This window comes from Pleurocapsa sp. FMAR1 (assembly GCF_963665995.1).
Taxonomy (GTDB): Bacteria; Cyanobacteriota; Cyanobacteriia; order Cyanobacteriales; family Xenococcaceae; genus Waterburya.
Window position 1 is genome coordinate 346,996 of the sequence record NZ_OY762512.1, and the last position, 23,122, is coordinate 370,117.

Genomic DNA, 23,122 nt, shown 5'->3' on the forward strand with positions numbered 1-23,122 from the left:
GGTCATTTCGCCTATGTTTTTTAAATTCCTATCTAGAGAAGAATCGAACTTAGTCGTAGTTAATCCTCTTAGTAAAATCAGAAAGCTGTTGTTTTTGTCTATAGTTTCTGCCTCTCTGTGCGTTGGATTTAAACCAATTAATCATTCAGTCGCCACCACCCCAGAAGCTTTACTAGTTTTGGGTGGACATGAGGAGCGAGAACGTTTTGCTGCCAAACTAGCTCAACAATATCCCCAACTGCCAATCTGGATTTCTTCAGGTAGCCCTCAGCAATATGCCCAAGAAATTTTTGCTCATGCGGGAATCAAGCGCGATCGCCTACACTTTGATTATCGTGCTAGCGATACCGTTACTAACTTTACTACTTTAGTTGACGAACTTAAAGCACAAGGAATAGATAATGTTTATTTGATTACTTCGGAAAACCACATGAACAGAGCTAAGATAATTGGCGATATTGTTTTTGGCAGTCGAGGTATAGATTTTGAGCCTATTGCCGTCCCTTCGAGCAATCCCCCCGAACCTTTGGAAAAATGCTTGCGGGATGGTGCTAGGTCAATTTTCTGGCTGATAACGGGGCATACAGGAACTTTACTAGTTAAACATGGGAGCAAAAGTTTTAAGCTTCTTCTTTAGAATGTCATGGCGTAGGTTTTGATCCTCTGTAATGACTTATTTAGCGAAGTTCGTTAGCTATAAAAACATAAAGAAAACAGCCAACAAAAAAGGTGAGCTTATCACCCACCTTCATAGTTAATTTGTTTCAGTTTTATTTAACGAGTTGCTTCTACCAAGACTTGCTCTTGTACAGCAGAGACAGTAGTATTGCCATCTTCATCAATATCAACCAAGGCATTATCGCCATCATTGACGCGACCAGTAAGAATTGCTTCGGCTAAACTATCTTCTAATAGACGCATAATTGCTCTACGTAGAGGTCTTGCACCATAGCTAGGATCGAAGCCTTGTTCAATTACCTTATCTTCAAAAGCGGAAGTTACACCAATGGTAATTTGTCGTTGTTCTTCTAGTCTGCTAGATATCTCGTCGAGCAAGATACTGGCAATTTGTCTGACTTCGGGTTTGGTTAACTGACGGAAGACAATAATTTCATCAAGACGGTTAATAAATTCAGGACGGAAGTAGTTTTTCAATTCCTGATTAACTAAATCTTTGATGCGGTTGTATTGTGCGTCATCTTTATCGCCAGAGAAATCGAAACCTAAACCAGTACCACCTTTCTCGATTACTTTAGAACCGATATTGGAGGTCATGATAATTACAGTATTCTTAAAGCTAACGGTGCGTCCTTGAGCATCGGTCAGACGACCATCATCAAGTAGCTGTAGCATTAAGTTAAAGACATCAGGATGAGCCTTTTCAATCTCGTCAAATAAGACAATCGTGTAAGGTTGACGACGTACTGCTTCAGTTAGCTGTCCACCTTCGTCATAACCGACAAATCCTGGAGGAGAACCAATTAGCTTTGATACAGTATGGGATTCCATGTACTCGGACATATCTACCCGTACTATTGCCTCATCAGAACCAAACATTTGAACAGCTAGAGCTTTTGCAAGTTCGGTTTTACCTACCCCCGTAGGGCCAGAGAAGAACAGACTGGCAATCGGACGATTGCGATCGCCTAATCCAGAACGAGAACGACGTAAGGCACGGGAAACGGCTCGTACAGCCTCATCCTGACCAATTACTCTCTCGTGTAAATTGTCTTCTAGATACATCAAGGCTTCGGATTCTGTTTCCGTCATTTTAGTGACGGGTACGCCAGTCCAAGCAGCGACAATTTTTGCGATCGCTTCTTCATCAACCACAGGAGTCAACGCCTGGGGATTAATGGTAGGCACATCGGATTTTTCTTCATCCTGCTTTAAACAGTGATTTAAATGAGTCCGAGAACCAGCTTCGTCAATTAAGTCAATTGCTTTGTCGGGTAAAAAGCGATCGCTGATATATCTTTCTGAGAAAGTTACCGCAGCTTTGATAGCTGCATCGGTATATTTGACCTTATGAAAATCTTCGTAAGTTTTGCGTAAACCCTGAAGAATAGCGATCGCGTCTTCTACTGAAGGCTCTCCGATCATTACTTTTTGGAAGCGACGTTCTAAAGCAGCATCTCGCTCGATATACTGACGAAACTCATCTAAAGTAGTGCTACCAAGACATTGAATTTCGCCTCTGGCTAAGGCTGGCTTTAGCATATTAGCAGCGTCCATTGCCCCACCCATTGCTCCTGCACCAACAATAGTATGGATTTCGTCAATTACCAGAATTATATTACCCGCAACGCGAACTTCTTCCACAATCGATTTAAGGCGTTCTTCAAATTCACCTCTAAACTTAGTTCCTGCTAGCAGCGAACCCATGTCCAGACTGATAACTTCTTTGCCTTCTAAAAGAGAAGAAACATCACCATTAACAATGCGTTGAGCAAGTCCTTCGGCGATCGCAGTTTTGCCTACTCCTGGTTCTCCAACTAGAATCGGGTTGTTTTTAGTGCGTCTGCCCAATATTTGAACCGCGCGTTCGATTTCTGGGTATCTGCCGATCACAGGGTCTAGTTTCCCTTCTCTTGCAAGTTCAGTCAGGTTGATACTAAACTCTTTAAGCTTGGTAGCTTTTTCTCTACCTCCACCAAAACCGAAAGGATTTTCTTTAGTAGCTGTCGCTGCGACTGTCTCGGCTTCACCTAACTTTTTGATAATGTCTGTGCGTAGCTGTCTTAGATCGACACCTTGTTTAGTCAACAGCTTGGCAGCCATATTATCAGGATGCTTAACAATTGCCAGTAAAATATGTTCTGGACTGATAAAATTACTTTTTAACTGACGTGCTTCATTAAAAGCTTGCTCAAGAATTCTTTTGGCTTTTGGTGTGAAGGGAATATTAGCAGGGATAAACCCAGAACCTTTGCCCACAAACTCAATGGCTAGTTCTCTAGTTCTTGCCGAATTAACGCCAAAATTTGCCAGTAATTCTGCTGCCTTAGATGTTCCCTCGCCAATTACCCCCAACAAAATATGTTCTGTCCCTACAAGATTGTGTCCAGTATTTCTGGCTTCTTCTTGGGCGAGTACAACGTTTTTAATAGCCTTCTCATTGAAGTATTCAAACATCGTTTAAAAGACTCCTCTTAGTTAGTGTTAACATTTCTTTATCTTCTCTATTTAATTTATCTTTTTTAGTTATTAATATGTAGTGGTAAAAGCCGTAACCTTTATTCTAAATTTTGCTTAATTAATCGTAATATCTTTAAGTATTATAGACTACCAAACCCCATCCTATGTATGACGAAGGATATATCAAATATCAATGCCACTGGCAAAATCAACCATCGGTTAATGAAGAAGAAATTGTCGAGTTAAATCAATGGCGAAACCAGCTACATCAGCTAGGTCTAATCGGCGAATACGATAACGGAATAGGTTTTGGTAATCTGAGTGTTCGTGTGACTCAATCTCAAAATCTCATCATTTCAGGCACCCAAACGGGGGGAATTGCCGAACTCACCGCGCAACACTATACCAAAGTTACTGATTTTAACTGGCACAAAAATTATGTCACCTGTGAAGGACTAATTAAAGCCTCTTCTGAGACTTTGACCCATGCTGCAATTTACGTTGCCCAACCTCAAATAAGTGCCGTAGTTCATGTTCATCATGCAGACTTATGGCGTAAATTAATCAATCATGTCCCCACTACTAATCCTAATTGCGCCTATGGCACACCAGAAATGGCAGAGGAAATTATTAGGCTGTGTCAGCAAAAAGCAACTCAATTACAAAAAATTATCGTTATGAGTGGTCATGAAGAAGGCATTCTTACCTTTGGCAAAAGCCTTAGCGAAGCAGGTAATGTGCTGTTGAACTTCTTTGGTGTGCAAGATTTTTAAAAGATTAACCTAAATTTGGCTAGAATAAGCGAGGAGCAATATTTCAATATTACTAAATACTACAAATTGATTAATAAATTTTATCGACGAAAATATCAGCTAGGGATATTTTCTTGTTTAATGGCGATTGCCTTAAGTTCAAGTCTTGTATTTAGTCCTGTAGCTACAGCTAAACTATTTGATGGACCAGTGGATCGATTACCTCTAGAACAAAGGGTTTCTTTGCGAGACGGCGAAGTTGTTTTTTTGGGAACAGATGGCAAGTACACCTGTCGTATACTCGTAAAATCATCAGTAGATACTGCTTGGAAAGTCATCACTGATTACGGTCACTATGCCGAATTTCTGCCAGGAGTTATAAGTAGCCGAGTGGTGAAAAAAACAGGCGATCGCCAAGTGTTTGAACAGATTAATAAAATCAAGACTTTTGTTTTTAGTATTGAGTCGCGGGTGAAAATTGCCACCAAAGAGTATTACCCCAAGCAAATTACTTTTCAGGCAGTAGGTGGAGATTTAAAAACCTTAAATGGAGAATGGATTTTAGAGCCAGTAGCTATTTCCTCTAGCTTTCCTCCCGACAAAGTTCTAATGACCTATAAGGTAATGGTAAAATCTGCTAAAGCACCTAGCGATATATTTTATAACATCTATGAGAGCCGTTTGCAAGAAACCATAATGGCAATTAAACAAGAAGCAGAAAAACGTTCAGGCAAAAAGAAAGACTTAATCAGCTTAACCAAAAGTTGACTCATTCCAGCCCCACATATAGCCTTTGGCATCAGCAAATTCGATATAGATGCGGTTAGCCTGAACGCCTAATTTTTCACTAATTTGATGACAAAAATCTTGGCTCATGGTTTTAGTTTGAGACGAACTCATATTGCCAACGCTTTTGATCTCTACATAGCAAACAGGATCGAATGTACCTGCAAAAGTCATCGGTACATCGGCTTCAAAAGCTGTCATTACATAAGATTCTGGCTTGCCAAGGTGTTCAGCCAGTTTAGCAGATAGTCCCGTTAACAAGCTGGCAACTGCTGCACTTTCAGGCTGAGAGATAGAGGACTGAACTTTTATTAAAGGCATAATTATTTTTTAACTTCGATTTTAAATTTTAGTTTAGCCAAAGTTTGTTTTGTTCGATCGCTTTGACTAGTTTCTAGAATAATTCCGCACAGGGGTTTAAATTCTTTTTCTTCCAGATGTTTTATTTGTTCGTAGGTCATGAGTCTTCTTGGTTCTTTTCTTTAGTTTTCTCATTTTTTCCCTATTCGTGCAAGAGGTTTATTGCTTTTAGATTTACCCTTAACTATTAACTATTTCCCCGCGATCGAATACTTTCCCATCCTTGCCAATGCCTTGAATTTTTAGACGTTCTGGATAAACATCGATAGTAGCGAAGCTCAATCTAGCTGCTGATTTTGCAGTCCAATCAGAACTGCCTACTGGACGGGTTTTTGCCCCTGCACCACAGGTTAAATAGGTTGTTCCTTCAATTGCTTTGGTGCGCTCATAGTTATGATCGTGACCGTTAATGTATAGATGAACTCCGTAGTGAGCAAACAACGGCGATAGTTTGGCAATTAGTTCAGGATCGCTACCGTGAACTCCAGAGGAATATAAAGGATGATGTCCATAAACAATTTTCCAAGTGGCGGTAGATTTAGCGAGGTTCTTGTCTAACCAATTAAGCTGTTTTGACCAGTTGGCATTGCTATTGGTATCGAGGGCGAAATACTGCACAATACCTTGAGTAAAAGTGTAATATCGTCGTCCCTGCATATTAAATGCTGAGTAGTTAACCTGATCGACACCGTTATTAGTTCGTATGTCGTGATTGCCTAGAACAGCATAGAATGGAACTTTTTGTTTTCTGAGGAAACGATAAGGTCTGCCAAATGTTGCCCCAGCTCTTTCTATTGCGCCATCCTCATAAATATTGTCTCCAGCCATCAAAACCAGCTTAAAAGGATCTTGTCTAAAGTAGTCGTCCATCACATCGGCGATCGCCAATTGTCCGATATTTCCTGTTCCTACATCTGCTAAAGCGACAAAGCGAAACAAAGGAGAAGATTTATTAGAAGCAGTAGCTCTAGAAATCAGATTGTGACTCCCTAAAGCTAGCCCAATTCCGCTTGCTATTCCCCGATATAGTATTTGACGGCGTTTCAACAGTTTAATCTCTCCTAATTAGCAATTTGAAAATCAAATAATATGCTTCTTTGGCTGTTATGCTATACCTACCTCAAAATCATTATAGATATTAAATTGATTAAAATCAGTCAAACATCAACCAGTAATATACCAACAAATGTTTGATCGTGTTTTACTATGCAAACTCTTCTACAAAAATTAGTTAAATTTTGGCAGAATAACATTCATCAGCGGCTAACCTCTCTAATTGCCGCGATCGGCACTGTTGGGATACTTAGCTGTTTAATCATTATCTATGTTGTGGCTCAAATTTCTGATGAAGTATTAGATCGAGAAGCTTTTATCTTAGATAAAATCATTTTGCTCTGGATTCACTCTTTTGCTAATCCAACTCTTGATGCGATCATGCACACTTTCACCCGCTTGAACAATCCTAATACGGTTACTGCGATCGCTATTTTTACTCTAGCATTACTTTGGTGGCGACGGTATTATGCAGAAGCCAAAATATTTGCGATCGACTGTCTAGGTGGCGTGGTTCTCAGTTATGGTCTTAAATCAGTATTTGGCAAAGTTAGACCTGCTCTTTGGCAGTCTGCCATTGAAGAAACCTCATTTAGTTATCCTAGCGGTCATGCTCTAGGTTCCACGGTTTTATATGGATTTCTTGCTTATCTTTTGGCAACACGCTACCCGCAATTTGCCCTATTAATTTATACAGTGGCAATATTTATCATTGGGACAATTGGCTTAAGTAGACTGTATTTAGGAGTACATTGGCCTACCGACATTATCGGTGGCTATGGTATTGGTTTTTTGTGGCTAACCTTTTGTATCACGATGCTAAAACTGCAAAAAATGAAAGCGTCTGAGCTTCAATCTTAATTGGTTTATACCCTGATATTAGATTACGAACTGCGAGTTAATTTAATATCAGCAATCTTAGGCAAAGATGGATTGGGAGGCGGTTGCTTCGACCTAGAACTTCGAGGTTATGGGCAATAAATTGAGTATGCCTTAAATTATCTTTCGCAACTAAAATTTGGTATAGAGAAGATTATGAGGTAACCAGTACCTCTGCTAGTTGGTAAATGTAAAGTAGAAATGCAATTTGTAACTTTAAAGTAGGAAGTAATAATTTAATCAAACGTCAAACACGTTCGTTCGTAATGCTATAGCTTGAAAATTTAGTCATTGTACGGTGGTCAGTACTTGCAACAATTATTCATAAGCTTTAAAACATATAGTAGACATTAAATTTATTACAAATTAGTTGTAAGGAGAGTACTTGCTCTGTGCTGCAACGTTTAAAGCAAGATTTAAAAAGCGATTTAATTGCTGGATTATTAGTAGTAATTCCTTTAGCTACAACTATCTGGCTGTCCATTTCATTAGCAAAATGGGCGATCGATTTATTTACCCGTATACCCAAACAGATCAATCCCTTTGATGGATTGGATCCGATTTTAACCAATTTTCTCAATTTTATTGTCGGCTTGGCGGTGCCATTACTGACTATTCTCATTATTGGTTTAATGGCGAGAAATATAGTAGGTCGCTGGCTACTAGATTTTGGGGAACAGTTTCTTCAGGCTATCCCCTTAGCAGGTTCGGTATATAAAACTCTTAAGCAGATTTTAGAAACGCTTTTAGGAGATTCTAAAACTAAATTCAGACGAGTAGTGATGGTGGAATATCCTCGCAAAGGAGTATGGACAATTGGCTTTGTAACAGGAAAAGTCAGTCCTACTCTGCAAACTCATTTGGCAGAGGAGATGATTAGCGTCTTTATTCCTACTACCCCTAATCCAACTTCGGGATGGTATGCTGTAGTTCCCAAAAAGGAGGCGATCGATATTGACATCTCTATTGAAGACGCTTTTAAAGTGCTTATATCGGGTGGAATTGTTAGTCCTGAAACTCCAACCCCAAAAACCCCCACGTCTACTCCTGATGCACACAAAGAAGTTATTGCAGACAACACTTTGGTTACTAAGACATCAAGATTAATTTCTGTAGAAGAAGATGGTTAAAGAATACTAAGCTAGATCTTGTTGCTAGTATCGCTATGCTTGAGTAGCACCCTCGACAGTTCTTACGAAAGTTGCTCAACAGGGAAACTCTAGCAACGCAAGTGTCTCGCAATTTATTGGCTGCGTATCTAAACATTGGTAATTCACATTAGACAGAGAATATGGCTCTCCGCAAACAACCCCGAAGTATTGCTCGCGAATTGGCATTGTTGAGCATTAGTCAAGTTAAAAGCAAAAAAAATAAACTTACAGAAGAAGATTTAGACTACTTGATGTTAGCTGCCATACGTACATTGACTATGGAAGTTCAGGATAATCTTGAGGTTGCTTCAGCAGAGATTAAACAAGGCGAAGATCGTCTGCTCAATAGTGAAACCCGTGCCAGTGATTTAGATGGTGCGAGGGTCATGATTAAAGAGGCTTTGGAAGTTTCGCAAACCGCAGTCAATCGGTTGGGGATGGCGCTCGAGTTTCCTGAGTTTTTGCAGCTTACTAATCAAGATCAGGTTAGACAGTATGCCATAGAGTTGATTACAGTAATTAATGATAATCGCTATGAAATTGAGCAGTCTATTGAAAACGTCTTGGTAGCTTGGCAATTAAGTCGTTTACCAAGAATTGACCGAGATATTTTGCGAATTGCTGTAGCTGAAATAATTTATCTAGAAATTCCTGAAAAGGTGGCTATTAATGAGTCGGTAGAATTAGCTAAACGCTATTCTGATGAAGAAGGATTTAGATTTATTAATGGCGTGCTGAGAAGATTGAGCGATCGCCTTAACGACCCCCTAAAAGATCGCTCAGTAGAAGACACTGAGGAATTAGAAGAAGATAGCAAAGAGTCTTTACCAGCCATAACGCAGGTTTTTGAAGATAACTAGGCTTACTAAAAAAGTCTAAAATTATCTACGTCAGCAAAGCTAAAAATACTAACAGTTTTATCGCTTAATGTTTTCCCAGCCCACAATTTTACTACCAATACGAAAAATAACCGAATTAGCTAAACCTAGTCGAGCGATCGCCTTAGTTAGTAAACGAGCTTGTTCTTGATCTAAACTAGATAAATGAGGACAATTTGCAAAGTCAATACACACGACTGTGGAGCGCCCCCAAGGTTCACGAAAAATTTTGCTATCCTTGGGTAAAAAAGACACTAAAGAACGGAACTTAGTTAAAGCAGCCTGCTCGAAGTTTGTACTTGTACAGTTAAGCGGGAAATCCATAGTTTCGACTCTTATGATCTGTAAGAAAAACCCCAGTGGAGCCAAGGAAAAAACTGATGTTGATAAAAAATTAGGAGAAATGAAACATTGTCCCGTAACTCCTCGCTTGGTAGGACAATAAGCCCTATTCACACTATTTAGATTAACACCGACTATTTTTTAAATGCTATCTCTCAACCTTTATTTAATAAAAATTTTCAGTTCTCAAAACTTTAAAACATTTGTCAAGCAAATCGATATTCTGTAGATTTGGCGTGTCAATAGCTTAATTTACTGATTGTATTAGTTAATCTAAATATACTTTTTTAAAAATTGTTAAACAAGGACAGGTCTTAGCTAGGCTTGATAATCGAAGTATTTTGGCACAGAAAGCAGAAGCAGAAGGTTCAGTTGCTCAAGTTCAAGCTCGCTTAGATGAGTTACAGGCAGGAACACGTACCGAAGAAATAGCTCAAGCAGAAGCTAAGGTAGATAATTCAAGATCGGCGATCGCCAAAGCTGAATCCGAGCTAAAATTAGTCCAGAAAAGAGTTGAACGTAACCGAAATCTTCAGACAGAGGGAGCAATTACTCGCGATAGCTTTGATGAAGTTCTCAATCAAGAACAGGTTACAAAATCGGATTTAGCTGGAGCTAAAGCCAATTTTCAAGAGGCAAAACAGGCTTTGGTACAGTTAAAGGCTGGCTCTCGTCCCCAAACTATTGCTCAAGCACAAGCAGAACTAGTTCAAGCAAAAGGACGGTTAGAGGGAATTGAAGCCCAGCTTGCAGATACGACTGTTGTTGCTCCTACTAGCGGTATTATTGCCTCAAGAGATGCTAAGGTCGGACAAATCACCTCTGCTTCCCAAATGCTGTTTTCCATTATTGAAAATGGACGTTTGGAGTTGGGACTACAAATACCTGAAACCTTAATTGGCAAAATAAAACCAGGACAACTGGTACAAATTAGCTCCAATGCCAATCGAGATTTAGACCTGACTGGAAAAGTAAGAGAGATCGATCCCCTAATCGATGATAGCTCTCGTCAGGCAACTGTAGAGGTAGATTTGCCTAGTGGGACAAATCTCAAGCCAGGAATGTTTCTTAATGCAGCAGTTAGCACTAATACAAGCAAGGGGCAAGCTGTCCCCATTAAGGCATTGTTACCCCAGTCTGATAACCAAGCAATTGCCTTTGTCTTGCAGTCTGATAATACAGTGAAAGCTCAGACAGTCAAAATGGGAGAGATTCTTTCTGGTGAAAAAGTAGAGGTAATTGAAGGTCTACAATCAGGCGATCGCATTGTGATCGAGGGTGCAGCTTATCTCAAAGACGGCGATCGCGTTAAAGTGAGCAATGGCATTTAGCCACTAACAGCACTTTTCTATTGTCAATTGATTGCTTATTGAGCGTTTAATAGCTAGATTTTCCAACCTAATTTGGTTGGCTGCTGATAAATCTTTTTGAGGGTGTTGATATCCCGTGAAGAAATTGCAGGAGGATAGCTTACTTGTGAAAAATACAGCGCATCATTCTTATTTGAACTATGTCCCCAAATTCCTAAAGCATGACCTAATTCATGGCGTGCGGTAGCTAAAAGACTTTCTCCTGTATAGCTAGGGCTAATCTCTATAGTCATTTTATGAGCGATCAACCGAGGTTTTTGTCCTAAATAAAATTTGTAGTTGGTTTCGGCTGTAACTGCTCTAGGGATATCAAAAAGTCCTGTATCAGGATTTAATTTGGCTTCTCTTTCAGGTTGCGATCGCCAGATAACTATATCGGCTTTTTCTGAGTCGGCTATTTCTTTGAGGGGTAAATAGACATTCCATCCGGCGATCGCTTTACGCACCGCTATCACCCACTCTTGAAAACGCCGCTCGGCTGCGGTATCGGCGATACTTGCCTTAAGAGGCTTCTCTACAAAGACCGTAACTGGAAACTTAGACCAAACTAAATAGCCCAAGGGAGTTGACTTAGTCTGGCGAAAATAGTCACCGCTTTTTGCTCGATCCTGCCAATTAGCTAAAGATTTGGGAAGAGAATGGACTTTAGCAGGGGGTAAATCAGCAGATAAAGAAATTTGAGAATCGAGCCAGCTACTGCCAAAAATCAAAATGACCAAAGTTGCGATCGCCAAAACAGCCAGCTTGGGTAAAAGCGATCGCCAATGATTTATCAACTTTTATTCCTCGAAGATACTAGCCTAACCAACCTGCGCTCAAGACAACAGTTAGAGCTATAAAGGCAATACCCAAACCCCAAGTAATACGATTTAAAGCATTTTCAGCACTTTTAGTACTGGTAAACATTTGAGATTGTCCACCAATTCCCCCTAAACCATCTCCTTTAGGACTGTGTAACAAAATTAAGACAACCGTTAAAAAGGCACAAGCTGCCCAAATAATCTGAACTATTTGATAGGTATTCATTAATTTAAGTTTTTATTTTTTATCTAAGGCTGGTAGACTCTCATTGTAAGCTGCCAACAGAGCTATATTCAACTAGATTTCTTTAAGATAATTTTTCGAGAGTAGCTTATAGCAAGCGAGCTTATGGCTTATAGCTTTAATCACATTGATATCTGAATTGGAGTACGCTCTTTTCTGGCTTCGTAAACTGCTGACTCAATCAAAGATCTGCCAGTCATTTCTGCTGGTTGAGTTAGCTGCAATATTTCTAAAATGGTTGGGGCAATATCTGCTAGACAACCACCTTCTCTCAGTGGCACCTCAGTCCCATGTCCCACTATTTTTCTGGCTTCACCTTCAACTAAGATAAAGGGGACAGGATTGGTGGTATGGGCTGTCCAAGGATTACCAGCTTGATCTTTCATGTATTCAGCATTACCATGATCGGCAGTAATTAAGAGTGTTCCACCAGCTTGATTGACAGTTTCAACTAATTTTCCTAAACATTTATCTACAGTTTCGACCGCCTTAACTGCTGCTTCTAAGTTACCTGTATGTCCCACCATATCAGGGTTAGCATAGTTAACCACAATTAAAGAGTAAATCTGCTTTTTGACTGCCTTACAAACTACATCCGTTACTGCTACTGCCGACATCTCTGGCGCACGGTCATAGGTTGCAACCATAGGGCTTTGAACCATTTCTCTGTCTTCTCCTTCTAGAGGCTGTTCTAAACCGCCATTAAAGAAATAAGTAACGTGGGGATATTTTTCGGTTTCTGAGGTGCGAAACTGACGTAAGCCATGATCGGCAATTACTTCACCTAAAATATTAGTCAGGTTTTGGGGTTTAAAAGCCACTTCTACAGGGGCATTAGCATCGTACTGAGTAAAAGTAACAAAATGTAGAGGTTCTATTTTTTCTCTAGTAAAGCCATCAAAACTATCATTTACAAAGGCATAGGTTAGCTGTCTTGCCCTATCTGGGCGAAAATTATAGAATATAATTGAATCACTAGGTTTAATTGCGCCTGAAGCTATTCTGGTAGGTGTAATAAACTCATCGGTAATTTCTTGGGCATAAAAGCCTTCTAGAATCTCTGACACAGAACGATTGTCGGTAATGTTGTCCCTAGTCATAATTTCGTAGGCTTGCTGAACCCGATCCCAACGGCGATCGCGATCCATGGCAAAATAACGACCACTAATAGTAACTATGCGTCCTATGCCAACCTGATCGATAAAGTCTTGAATCTTGCTTAATGCTTTAATTCCTTCTGTAGTGTAGGTATCTCTACCATCAGTAATAGCGTGAATACAGACATCTTTGACATTGTTAGACTTGGCTAATTTTAGTAACCCCAAAATATGCTTAAGATGAGAATGAACCCCACCTTCAGAACAAAGACCAATTAGATGTAGTTTTCCTCCCGCAGCGTTGGCTTTGGTACAGGCAGCAATTAATTCTTGATTTTCTAGAATTGAACCATCTTCAACGGCATCAGATATTCTAACCAATTCTTGAGGAACAACTCTTCCCGCACCCAAATTTAAGTGTCCCACCTCCGAATTACCCATTTGACCATTGGGCAAACCAACATCTTTACCAGATGTATTAATTAGCGTGTGGGGATATGCAGTCTGCAAGCTATCGAATATTGGTGTCTGGGCAGTGACAATAGCGTTAGCCTCTGCTGATTCACGATGACCCCAACCATCTAAGATAGCTAGCACCACTGGAGATATAGGTGCTTGATCCATAATTGTTACTTTAAAATAATCACTGGCACATTGATAATAACATTACGAACTAACCTAGTTCGACTGTTTTTTATGAATAGTAATGGTTATTTATTTAAATTACTAGTCATTAATTTACCTTACATCTGCCTGAGTTTGACTTTAATTTTAGTTTTTCTTGCCTTTGGGCAATTACAGCATCAATATTTGGTCTACCTGTAAGCTTTAGTCGCCAGTCTGCCCAAATACCATAAAGCCAGTTGGCGATCGCACCTAAAATTGGTAATTTGGTTATAGCATAAATCCACCCCATACCTAACTCTTCATAAACTCGTCGAAATACCTCGACATTTTGGATTACAGTGCCATCAGGCAAAATTGCGTGGATTCTGCCCATAGCCGTGGCAAAGTCTATTCCTGCATTGTCTTGAGGACTGTAATTGAGATCGGCAATATCGACAAAGCGGACAATTCCTCTGCCTCTATCTTTTTTGGTTAGAAAGTTTACTTCCCGCACACATAAGGGGCATTCGCCGTCATATAGCAACTTTATTTTCCAAGCTGGTTTTGATTGATTGTTAGTAGATTGTGTTGAAGTTGAAGTCATTATTTTAGGTTAATTTAATCTCTAAGTCTTAGATTGATTGATGTTTTAACTCTTAGGTTTCTATTAAATTTTACCAACAATATCACTTTCAAGATTGATAAAGGATGCGATCGCTTTTGAGCAATAACCGATATCCCTCTGCTTTTCTTACCTGATAAGTAATCTCATCGTTAAAAGAGTGTTTGTTTTCTTATCTCCTATGGCAATCTATTAAAACTATACTGTCATTTGCATTTATTAAAATAGTTTAGACGCTATATATATCAGTAGTTTTAAACATTGTTGCTTTCACAGAACAGCTCTAACGCTGCAATTATCTTGTGAGATCTGCTTAAGTCGTCGCCTATTTTCTTTATTCGGTCGAGATTTGGTTTATCTAACTTGTCTACTAGCTTCTGAGGACATAAAAAATTAATTTTCTTGTCTGATGAGGTAGATTTAAGCTTTGGATCTGATCTTTTCTTAAAGCTTAACTTTAGGTATTGTTCAAAAGCTTTTATATATCTGTCTTTTAGCTTGATGCCAGGAGTAAGCTTAATCCGATCGAGTAAAATCTCAGGACAATAGAATGATAGTTGTTTGGTTTTATCATTCTTAGATTTACTTTTGGTTGCTGTATTGCGTCGATCCTTAGTTAATCTATTGCCCGATCTTGGATCTTCATATTTAGGATGATATCTAATATGAGTTTTGATAGTGTTAATCGATCTGCCAAAATGTCTAGCTATATCTGTCAAAGTAAAACCATTTTTGTACATCTCATAGTAGATAAAGGTTTTGTTTGTTGAATCATCCTTAGTTTCTTTATTCATTACAGTAATACTATACTATCAGTCATAACAAAATAACCTGTAAGGAAAGTTTTTGCAATAGCGATCCGTGTCACACACAGGTAATAAAAATGTGGATAATCTGAGAAAATAAATCTTATCCCAAGTTATCCCATGTATAAAAAACTGATATTGTCTATTGCTATAGCTACATCTATGGTTGCTCCTGCTTATGCTGACTGGAATGATATGACTGATAAAGAACTAAAAACCTGTACAGAAGCAATATTTGGATTTGAGGCATCCAAAGTAAAAGCTGAAAATAGCTATTATGACAACTTTCCTCCAGGATCTAGAGGATTTGGTACAGATTTAACGGTTATGTATCTCGAACATAAAATATCTTTAGAGTTTGATGAAACTCAAAAACAATGCGCTAGTTATCAAAAAATGCAAAGAGTAGCCAGTCTTCTTCACGAGCAACAAAGACTAAAGACTTGGTTCGTTACCGATCGTCTAGACCTCCCATCTGTTAGATATTGAAATTCCTGTCTAGAAACATAGCCGATTTATTAACAGCGATCGCTTGCTGTTCAAATCCTGGAAATGTGCTTTAGGACAAATTTTGGTTTATGGGGATTACTATCCTTCACATCAAAAGCGAATACATTTGTTTGGGGAAAGTCAAGAGCTTTTTCTTGAAATGATTAAATCTCATTGTGAAAAAAGAGACGTAGTAGTAACTTGGCAGATTTAATCGCTCGAACAGGATTTCAGGTTTTCGCAGCCTCTGGGCTTTGGGGCTGTTTTCCCTTGGATGCCGTTGAAATCCAAGGATTGATGGAACGTTTGTATTGTATAGCTAATGAGTTTGTTGTTAAAAGTAGAACTCGGCACAACTAATCAAGCCTGCGTTGCCTTCGATCCTTCAAGATGTAGTCTTAAAAGTAAATAATAATCCTGTAGCCACAGTAATTTATCCTGACTAATATTTAGCCTTTACATATTCTTTGGCAGTGATGCGATCGCCTATCTTACCATCAAGAGTAGCTGCTAAAACATCATCTAAAATCTGTTTATATAATGGCCCTGGTTTGAAACCTAGGATTTTTAAATCTTGACCATTTAACAATGGTTTTACTTGAGATAAATTAGTGATATATTGCCAAACCAAACGACGAATATGCTTCTTACTTTTAGCAGCAAATAAAATTAATCCTAAAGTTTTATAAGAATACAATGTCTGATATATTTGACTGGGAGAACTGCAATTATTCAACTTAGTAGTAACTTCTGTTTCTAAGGTTTCCAACTGCTGTAATCGCTGTAAACTATCTTTTGGTAGCTGAAGATTATTTGCTACTGTTATTCTGTCATTTGGTTTCAAGTGAGCAATCAAAGCTTCTAACCTGATTAACCAGTGTTGGGATACAGATTGAGATTCAAAATAAGTTAACCACTTGGAAACGCAGTGTATTTCCCATTCCAAAGCTGGAGTTAAGCTTAAATCTGGATGCAAACAACTCAAAGCATTTAACTTGGACAACAGCTTTAAAGCAGGTTTCCAGTAGTTAGCTTGCAGGATATATTTTAATTCGGCTCGTAGTCTTGTGGTTAAAGCAGGAGCTTGGCGATCGCCAATTCTCAATTTTTCATACACGCCACTTTTAAGCGCATAGTCGATATACTCTTGGGTTTGAGGCTCAATAGTAAAACCCAAACGTACCGCAAACCTAACAGCGCGATAAATACGGGTAGGATCTTCAATAAAACTGTTTGCATGAAGGACGCGGATTTGACGCGCTCGCAAATCTAATAAACCGCCAAAAAAGTCCAACAAGTCCCCTTTACGAGAAAATTCGCCCCGTTTGGGAGGCGTGAGCCTGACAGCTAGGGCATTAATCGTAAAATCTCGGCGATATAAGTCTTGACGAATTGAGCTAGCTTCTACTTGGGGGTTGGCTGCGGGATAAGGATAAAACTCGGTGCGCGCAGTAGCAATATCAATTAAAAGATTACCCAACGCAGGATCTTGATGCCAAGACAAAGCTGCTGTCTGAAACTCTCCATGTATAGATGCGCTGACGTTCGGATACATAGCCTGAATAGTCTCAGCCAATTCTACCCCAGCGCGATCGTCGGCAGATCGATGATAGCCATCAACTACCAAATCAATATCCTGTAACAACAAAGGTTCACTATCGCTGGTCAACAAAACGTCCCTGACTCCTCCGCCAACTAGATAGAGATTCCAACCTCTTGACTGTGCTGCGCTGGTTACTTTCTGTAGTAGTTGCCAAATAGCAGGCTTTAATCGTTTTTGCAGGGTGGGTAATAAACGAGAAGTTAAATTCTGGCGATCGTTTTGATCTGCTTGGCTATCATGACGCTGATCGTGTAGCTGGCGTAGAACATCGGTACGAGTCACAATGCCAATTAATTCACCAACTTCTAATACAGGTAATCTACCCACGTCGTAAGTCACCATCAAAGACTCTATCTCAGGCAGTGGGGTATCAGGAGTAATAGTCTTAAGATTACGGCTCATATAGCCTTTGACAGGGGCATGATCGAAACCGTGATGAATGGCTAAATCTAAATCTCGGCGGGATATTATCCCTACTAAACTATCCTTTTCATCCACTACCGATAGTCCAGAATGACCATAGCGAAACAGTATTCTTTGTGCCTGTTCAATAGTTACATCAGGGCGAATAGTCCGTACAGGGGAAGACATGATGTCTCTAGCGGTTGGCGGCTGGGGAATTTGCTGCTGTAGCTCGTTTAACAACTGCTCAAATAATTGCTTAGGCTCATCTGTTTGCGTAGACATAGAGGCTGCTTGACTATGACCACCACCACCGAAAGGCGTAAAAAGCTGATTGAGATTGGTTTCTGGTATACGCGATCGCCCAATTACGACTAGTTTTTGACTTGTGCTTCTTTGGTACTGATGACCCAACAATAAGATATCGCTTTCGGTTAGATCGATTAATCTTGCTGTTAAAGTAGCCAAACCGCTGACAAACTTTTCAGTCTGCAATAGTACGGTCGCTACAGTGTATCCATGCACAGATGTTTGCTTGAGGTTATTGAGCGCGTATTTAAATAAGTCCTGTAGCTCATTGGATAAACCTGGCTCATTATATTCAGCGATTATAGACACATTTGCCCCTTGTTCCAGCAACCAAGCGATCGCTCTAGCATCACGGGGAGTAGTTTGTTCAAAGGTTAAACTTCCCGTGTCTACATGAATTCCCAACGCCATCGCCGTTGCTTCAAAAGGTGTTAAAGTAACATTCTGCTCCTGCAATAATTCAGTAATGTAGGTGGTAATTGCCCCTACGGCTTCAGTATGAATCTCGGTTGCCCGAATATCGGAATTAGTATCTAGATGATGGTCAAAAACTTCAATTCCCTTAAGGCTAGGCAAGTTTAACCAGTCTGCTGCTGCACCCAGGCGATCGCTCTTTTGGGTATCGACAATATAAATAATGGCGATCGCCTTACTATTTATACTTCGCATTTCGGCAAAATCAAATTCATCTCGATATAGTGCCAGAAAGTTTTTCACCGTCGGATGTGCGCCTCCAGTTAGGACAATTTTTGCTCCTAATTTGAGCCGAGATAAGCCAATTGCCGAACCTAAAGCGTCAAAATCTACAGTTTGATGGCACAGAATTATATCCATTTTTTTTAGCTGATAGCTTTTTTAGCTACTCTATAGGTATTGCGATCGCCTTAATTTTGAGATTATCTATTGATGAACGAAAATGAATTTGCTCCTGGTAAAAGTTCAATAAGAATTGAAACTGTAGTGTATCAAGACGCAATAGAAGCAATCAAAAATATCAGAACCAGAGTATTTCAGGAAGAACAAGGAGTTTCATCTGAATTAGAGTTTGATGGATTAGATAAAGATGCAACCCATTTTCTAGCATACTGGAATAACAAAGCGGTAGGAACAACTAGAATTAGAGAAGTTGACCATAATACAGCCAAAATTGAAAGGCTAGCAGTTTTACCAGAAGCAAGAAAGCAGGGTATTGGTAAAAAGCTGATGATAACAGCTTTAGAAACTATCTCGCTGCAAAACAAGTCCCAAGCAATTGTTCATGCTCAAGCCTATATCGCCCAGCTATATCAACAGCTAGGATTTGAAATAGTAGGCAAAGAGTTTGATGAAGCTAATATCCCCCATGTAAAAATGGTTAAGCAGTTAAGTAGGACTTACTGAAAAACTAAGGAGGATGAAACACTTTAAAAGCTTTTAACTCTTAGCTTGATAAAATTGGATTCTTGGATTGTTATGTCCTTGTGGTGTTTCTAACTTCCAAAACAGTTTAAATAATCAATTATTTATTTCGACTTCGATATAAATTACTCAGCTTATCAGGAGAGATGCCCAAATAATACCCCGCAATTACTAGCTGATTAATTAAAGTTGTTTGCCAAACTCCTAACTTTTGCCAACGTCTACCAGAAGTAATTACTTGTGCAGGAGCGATCGCAATTTTTCCCTGACGCTTAAGTCGCTGTACTAGCTCAAAGTCTTCCATGATTGGTAAATCAGCAAATCCCCCCACCTCCTCAAACGTCTGCTTTTTCAGAAAAATTGCCTGATCTCCATAGGGTAAAGACAACAGACGCGATCGCATTTTGACCATGATTTCAATCCAGCGGAGGGATTTATCTGTCCCTGCGATCGCCAATTCAAACGCTCCTGCGATCGCTCCAGGTTGTTTTAGGGTGTGGACAGCTAAATATTTAAAATTTAAAGGTAGTTGAGTGTCTGCATGGAGAAATAGTACAATATCGCCTTGGGCAATAGCTGCGCCTGCATTCATTTGCGCTGCTCGTCCTTTACCTGCTACCGTAAGCACTGTAGACCCTGTTTGCTGTGCTATAGCTACGGTATTGTCCTGACTTCCCCCATCAATCACAATTATCTCGACACCATAATTTTTTTGAAGTCGCCCTACAGTTTGTTTAATAACTCTTGCTTCGTTAAGAACTGGGATAATAATGCTAATAGTATATTGAGCCATGTTTTATCAACAGTTAGAGCAGTTAGGACAGTTAGGACAGTTTAAAGTTGTAGAACTATTGTTTGTAGGATGAGGGATAAAGTAACTCATGCCTCTTGCCTCTTAGTAAGGTACTTAACAATGATTTGTACAAAAAGTCTATTAAAGATTCTGCTGATTTTCAGCATACTATTTAGTTTTGCTGACTCAGTATCGGCAGCACCAATTGCAGAGCGTCTGCAACAATTTCCTCAGTGGCACAATAAACCACCAGTACAGCTTGCCAAAGGAGATTTAGAATACCCTGAGTGGATGGCTGGAACATGGAACGTAGAAAGCACATTAGTCGAAAAAATAGCTCCCCTCGCCCCCGAAATTGTCACTCCTGGCTTTGAAGATAACGATAATTATCTCAATCAGGCGATCGCTTTTCAGGTTAGATTTGGTACGGAATACTATTCTCCCCCCACAGGGCTATTTTCAAAGTTTAATTCTTCTCAACCATTTGTAGTGGCAGATCGAGCCTTTAACGGTAAAAAAATTGCCCAGGCATATTTAGGAGATGACAATGTTTATCAGGTAAAAATCGATCCTGATAATCCTAATCAGCAGATTACTTTTTTGCGGGGGGAAAGGAAGCTCATCTCTAAAATAACAGGACGGACGAAAGAAATTCCCAGTCAAGAGCAATTTATTGCCACCGAAGTCACTCAGCAGCTATTTAGATCTCCTCAAAGACTCTACCTAAATGAGGTAGAAACTACCTCTGACTATCACTTATTAGACTCAGGAAACGTCAGTGCCGAACAAATTACGGCTATTTATCTTTCTCCTCAAGATCCTGATTATTTCACGGCAGGCGATCGCCCTGTGGCACTATATCGCTATCATTTAGATTTATTTAAACAGTCTTAACAATTATCAGTGCATTCAGTGGCTTAATATTCACCGTCCCAGATCGTGTAAAGAATTGATCGCAGTAGCGCATTGATCTGTCACGGCTTGCAAATCTTCTTTGTTTGAGGTTGTTGACGGTGCGATCGCATCACCAATACGTACAGTTATCGGTACAGGCTTGGGGAAAGATGAACCTTTTGTTAATATTTTTTCTGTTCCCCAGAGGCTAACAGGCAATAGAGGAACTTGAGCCTTACAAGCAATCCAAGCTGCTCCTCTTTTAGGGTCGGTAATTCTGGCATCAGCAGCGCGAGTTCCCTGTAAGAAAATCGCCGCTATCCAGCCTGATTCCATAGCTTTTAGGGCTGCCCGCAGTGCCGTGCGATCGCCTGAACTGCGTTTGACGGGATATGCTCCATAAAGCTCAATTCCCTGCTTAAATACAGGAATTTTGAATAATTCTTCCTTTGCCATAAAAGCCACGGGGCGACCAATACAGTTAGAAAGAATTGGCGGATCAAAATAGCTAGCGTGATTGCTAACAGATATTAACCCTCCTGAGCGGGGGACTTTTTCTGCCCCATAGATCTTAATCCGAAAATAGGTATGTAATAAAGGGCTAACCACCGACCATTTCAGCAGATGATATAAGGTTAAACTAGCAAACGGCTCTCTATTTTTCCCTTCCACAAACTTATCTCAACTAAACTCTTCAATCTTTAAATATAAGTGAATTTGATAAATAAACCAGATTCTGATGAATGAAGATAAAGATTAATATCATGATCTGATCTGGGATATAGAAAATTATTGAAATTAGAAATTGATATAATTACAACGCTCGATAATCATCACTCTAGACATAGCTTATGTACCGTTTCTTAGATTTATTTGCTGGATGTGGAGGTATGTCTCTTGGTTTTACATATGCTGGATTTGATTTGCGCGGAGGAATTGAAGTAGACTCCACAGCTATTAAAACTCATGCAAACAATTTTTTTCGTCATTCAGATGAATCAACTTTGAAACGTCATTCAGTTTCCCAGGACATAACCAAGCTTTCTCCTGAGAAATTTATGAAAGAAATTTTGTGCGAAACGAATCCATTTGGACTAATTGATGTAATTGTCGGTGGTCCTCCATGCCAAGCTTTTGCCAGAATTGGTAGAGCTAAATTACGAGAGATAATGGATCATCCTGAAGCATTTTTAACTGATGAACGTGCTTCAATGTATCTTCATTACCTTAGATACGTAGAGTTTTTTCGACCACTGGCTATTGTAATAGAAAATGTTCCTGACATAATGAATTATGGTGGTACAAACATCGCCGAAGGAATAGCTTTTTCCCTTGAAAAAATTGGGTATGAAAGTCGCTACACTATAATGAATTCTGCTCATTATGGCGTTCCTCAAATGAGACAGCGTTTCTTTTTAATGGCTACACGCAAGGATCTTGAGATTATACCTGAGTTTCCTATGTGTACTCACTATGTAAAACTTCCTCAAGGTTATTGCAATGCTCACATGGTGGCATTGGGTGGAATAGAAATGCCAACTTTATTTAACAGTGAAAGTATAAAACACCATTACATTACACCTCCAAAACTAGATCCTAACTTGCCAGAAGCCGTAAGTGTTCAACAAGCATTACATGATATTCCTCCAATAAATGTTGGTTCAATTACCAAAGGAGCAAGAAAATTTAATAAGCTTGCTAAATATAGTGATCACGGACAAATATCTGATTATGCAAAACTAATGCGTCAGTGGCCAAAATTTGAATCGAAGGAAGGAATATTTGACCATGTAACAAGATATCTACCTAGAGATTACAAAATATTTCGCAAAATGAATCCAGGCGACCAATATCCTGAAGCTTATAAAATAGCGGAACAGATATTCGAGAAGGCATTAACCGAATACGAATTAATTACAGGTATATCTCTTCAAAAACATTCATCACAATTTGAAGAGTTACGAGCTAAGTTTGTTCCTCCTTACGATCCTGGCAAATTTCCGAATAAATGGCGAAAAATGGAGGCAGATGCGCCATCTCGCACTCTTACTGCTCATATTGGCAAAGATACATACTCACATATTCACTATGATTCAGAACAATCTCGTGTTATTTCGGTGAGAGAAGCAGCAAGACTTCAATCTTTTCCTGATGGATTTAAATTCGAGGGAGCAATGAACGCCGCCTTTAAGCAAATAGGAAATGCTGTTCCTCCTTTACAAGCTTTTGCAATTGCCGTAAAACTTAAACAACTTCTGGACAAAGCATTTTTAACAAAAAAGCAAAATCACGAATCTGAAAAGCTTGAATACATAGTTACAAAATCTTAGTCTTACCATAGTTCTTAAAA

At 39.4% G+C, this 23,122-nt stretch carries 23 protein-coding genes and 1 pseudogene; 11 read left to right on the forward strand and 13 right to left on the reverse strand.

Annotated features, from left to right (window positions below; all coding sequences use genetic code 11):
• Positions 1-13 precede the first annotated feature (13 nt).
• Positions 14-637: a YdcF family protein gene (locus SLP02_RS01845; protein ID WP_319418949.1), complete on the forward strand. Its 624-nt coding sequence runs from the start codon at positions 14-16 to the stop codon at positions 635-637.
• 137 nt (positions 638-774) lie between these two features.
• Here the strand turns inward: SLP02_RS01845 and SLP02_RS01850 are convergent, their stop codons facing one another.
• Positions 775-3,135: an ATP-dependent Clp protease ATP-binding subunit gene (locus SLP02_RS01850; protein WP_319418950.1), complete on the reverse strand. Its 2,361-nt coding sequence runs from the start codon at positions 3,133-3,135 to the stop codon at positions 775-777.
• Between the two features lie 167 nt (positions 3,136-3,302).
• Here SLP02_RS01850 and SLP02_RS01855 point away from each other — a divergent pair, with 167 nt between their 5' ends.
• Both SLP02_RS01855 and SLP02_RS01860 read left to right on the forward strand, forming a co-directional pair.
• The gene (locus SLP02_RS01855) at positions 3,303-3,911 is read left to right on the forward strand and encodes a class II aldolase/adducin family protein (RefSeq protein ID WP_319418951.1); all 609 of its coding nucleotides are present in this window, start codon (positions 3,303-3,305) and stop codon (positions 3,909-3,911) included.
• 66 nt (positions 3,912-3,977) lie between these two features.
• Positions 3,978-4,658, forward strand: a complete 681-nt coding sequence (locus SLP02_RS01860; RefSeq protein ID WP_319418952.1) for an SRPBCC family protein — start codon at positions 3,978-3,980, stop codon at positions 4,656-4,658.
• Here the strand turns inward: SLP02_RS01860 and SLP02_RS01865 are convergent.
• From SLP02_RS01865 to SLP02_RS01875, 3 genes are all read right to left on the reverse strand, one after another.
• Positions 4,644-4,997, reverse strand: coding sequence for a phenylpyruvate tautomerase MIF-related protein (locus SLP02_RS01865; protein ID WP_319418953.1), 354 nt, complete (start codon positions 4,995-4,997; stop codon positions 4,644-4,646). The two genes, SLP02_RS01860 and SLP02_RS01865, sit on opposite strands and share 15 nt — an antisense overlap.
• Before the next feature lie 2 nt (positions 4,998-4,999).
• Positions 5,000-5,137, reverse strand: a complete 138-nt coding sequence (locus SLP02_RS01870) for a hypothetical protein (protein ID WP_319418954.1) — start codon at positions 5,135-5,137, stop codon at positions 5,000-5,002.
• A 79-nt stretch (positions 5,138-5,216) separates the two neighbouring features.
• The gene (locus tag SLP02_RS01875; RefSeq protein WP_319418955.1) at positions 5,217-6,083 is read right to left on the reverse strand and encodes a metallophosphoesterase; all 867 of its coding nucleotides are present in this window, start codon (positions 6,081-6,083) and stop codon (positions 5,217-5,219) included.
• Positions 6,084-6,242: 159 nt separating this feature from the next.
• On the opposite strand from SLP02_RS01875, the gene SLP02_RS01880 reads away from it, so the two are divergent.
• From SLP02_RS01880 to nusB, 3 genes and pseudogenes are all read left to right on the forward strand, one after another.
• Complete coding sequence (locus SLP02_RS01880; RefSeq protein WP_319418956.1) at positions 6,243-6,950, forward strand: phosphatase PAP2 family protein; 708 nt, start codon at positions 6,243-6,245, stop codon at positions 6,948-6,950.
• Between the two features lie 410 nt (positions 6,951-7,360).
• Complete coding sequence (locus tag SLP02_RS01885; protein ID WP_319418957.1) at positions 7,361-8,098, forward strand: DUF502 domain-containing protein; 738 nt, start codon at positions 7,361-7,363, stop codon at positions 8,096-8,098.
• Between the two features lie 161 nt (positions 8,099-8,259).
• Positions 8,260-8,877, forward strand: a pseudogene (gene nusB, locus SLP02_RS01890) (transcription antitermination factor NusB); the annotation flags it as partial.
• A 159-nt stretch (positions 8,878-9,036) separates the two neighbouring features.
• Here nusB and SLP02_RS01895 read toward each other — a convergent pair.
• A complete protein-coding gene (locus SLP02_RS01895; protein ID WP_319418959.1) occupies positions 9,037-9,321 on the reverse strand; it encodes a hypothetical protein in 285 nt (94 codons plus the stop codon).
• Between the two features lie 359 nt (positions 9,322-9,680).
• Between SLP02_RS01895 and SLP02_RS01900 the strand changes: the two genes are divergently transcribed.
• Entirely contained in the window at positions 9,681-10,670 is a 990-nt protein-coding gene (locus SLP02_RS01900) for an efflux RND transporter periplasmic adaptor subunit (protein WP_319418960.1), read from the forward strand.
• Positions 10,671-10,723: 53 nt separating this feature from the next.
• Here SLP02_RS01900 and SLP02_RS01905 read toward each other — a convergent pair whose 3' ends face one another.
• From SLP02_RS01905 to SLP02_RS01925, 5 genes are all read right to left on the reverse strand, one after another.
• On the reverse strand, positions 10,724-11,485 hold the full coding sequence (locus SLP02_RS01905) for a matrixin family metalloprotease (RefSeq protein WP_319418961.1): 762 nt from the start codon (positions 11,483-11,485) through the stop codon (positions 10,724-10,726).
• 19 nt (positions 11,486-11,504) lie between these two features.
• Positions 11,505-11,735, reverse strand: coding sequence for a preprotein translocase subunit SecG (secG, locus tag SLP02_RS01910; protein WP_319418962.1), 231 nt, complete (start codon positions 11,733-11,735; stop codon positions 11,505-11,507).
• A gap of 140 nt (positions 11,736-11,875) precedes the next feature.
• The gene (gene gpmI, locus SLP02_RS01915) at positions 11,876-13,474 is read right to left on the reverse strand and encodes a 2,3-bisphosphoglycerate-independent phosphoglycerate mutase (protein WP_319418963.1); all 1,599 of its coding nucleotides are present in this window, start codon (positions 13,472-13,474) and stop codon (positions 11,876-11,878) included.
• A gap of 109 nt (positions 13,475-13,583) precedes the next feature.
• Positions 13,584-14,060, reverse strand: coding sequence for a thiol-disulfide oxidoreductase DCC family protein (locus tag SLP02_RS01920; RefSeq protein WP_319418964.1), 477 nt, complete (start codon positions 14,058-14,060; stop codon positions 13,584-13,586).
• A 272-nt stretch (positions 14,061-14,332) separates the two neighbouring features.
• Positions 14,333-14,872, reverse strand: a complete 540-nt coding sequence (locus SLP02_RS01925) for a hypothetical protein (RefSeq protein ID WP_319418965.1) — start codon at positions 14,870-14,872, stop codon at positions 14,333-14,335.
• Between the two features lie 150 nt (positions 14,873-15,022).
• On the opposite strand from SLP02_RS01925, the gene SLP02_RS01930 reads away from it, so the two are divergent.
• Entirely contained in the window at positions 15,023-15,373 is a 351-nt protein-coding gene (locus SLP02_RS01930) for a hypothetical protein (RefSeq protein WP_319418966.1), read from the forward strand.
• A 442-nt stretch (positions 15,374-15,815) separates the two neighbouring features.
• Here the strand turns inward: SLP02_RS01930 and SLP02_RS01935 are convergent, their stop codons facing one another.
• Positions 15,816-18,521, reverse strand: coding sequence for a CBS domain-containing protein (locus tag SLP02_RS01935; RefSeq protein ID WP_319418967.1), 2,706 nt, complete (start codon positions 18,519-18,521; stop codon positions 15,816-15,818).
• 72 nt (positions 18,522-18,593) lie between these two features.
• Here SLP02_RS01935 and SLP02_RS01940 point away from each other — a divergent pair, with 72 nt between their 5' ends.
• Positions 18,594-19,067, forward strand: a complete 474-nt coding sequence (locus SLP02_RS01940) for a GNAT family N-acetyltransferase (RefSeq protein WP_319418968.1) — start codon at positions 18,594-18,596, stop codon at positions 19,065-19,067.
• Positions 19,068-19,185: 118 nt separating this feature from the next.
• On the opposite strand, the gene SLP02_RS01945 is transcribed toward SLP02_RS01940, so the two are convergent.
• A complete protein-coding gene (locus SLP02_RS01945) occupies positions 19,186-19,878 on the reverse strand; it encodes a TIGR04283 family arsenosugar biosynthesis glycosyltransferase (RefSeq protein ID WP_319418969.1) in 693 nt (230 codons plus the stop codon).
• Positions 19,879-19,998: 120 nt separating this feature from the next.
• Between SLP02_RS01945 and SLP02_RS01950 the strand changes: the two genes are divergently transcribed.
• Positions 19,999-20,772, forward strand: coding sequence for a DUF6816 family protein (locus SLP02_RS01950; RefSeq protein ID WP_319418970.1), 774 nt, complete (start codon positions 19,999-20,001; stop codon positions 20,770-20,772).
• A 30-nt stretch (positions 20,773-20,802) separates the two neighbouring features.
• Here SLP02_RS01950 and SLP02_RS01955 read toward each other — a convergent pair whose 3' ends face one another.
• Positions 20,803-21,444 carry a lysophospholipid acyltransferase family protein gene (locus SLP02_RS01955; RefSeq protein ID WP_319418971.1) on the reverse strand — a complete coding sequence of 214 codons (642 nt, stop codon included), beginning with the start codon at positions 21,442-21,444 and terminating at the stop codon, positions 20,803-20,805.
• A 179-nt stretch (positions 21,445-21,623) separates the two neighbouring features.
• Between SLP02_RS01955 and SLP02_RS01960 the strand changes: the two genes are divergently transcribed.
• Complete coding sequence (locus SLP02_RS01960; RefSeq protein ID WP_319418972.1) at positions 21,624-23,102, forward strand: DNA cytosine methyltransferase; 1,479 nt, start codon at positions 21,624-21,626, stop codon at positions 23,100-23,102.
• Positions 23,103-23,122: the final 20 nt, after the last annotated feature.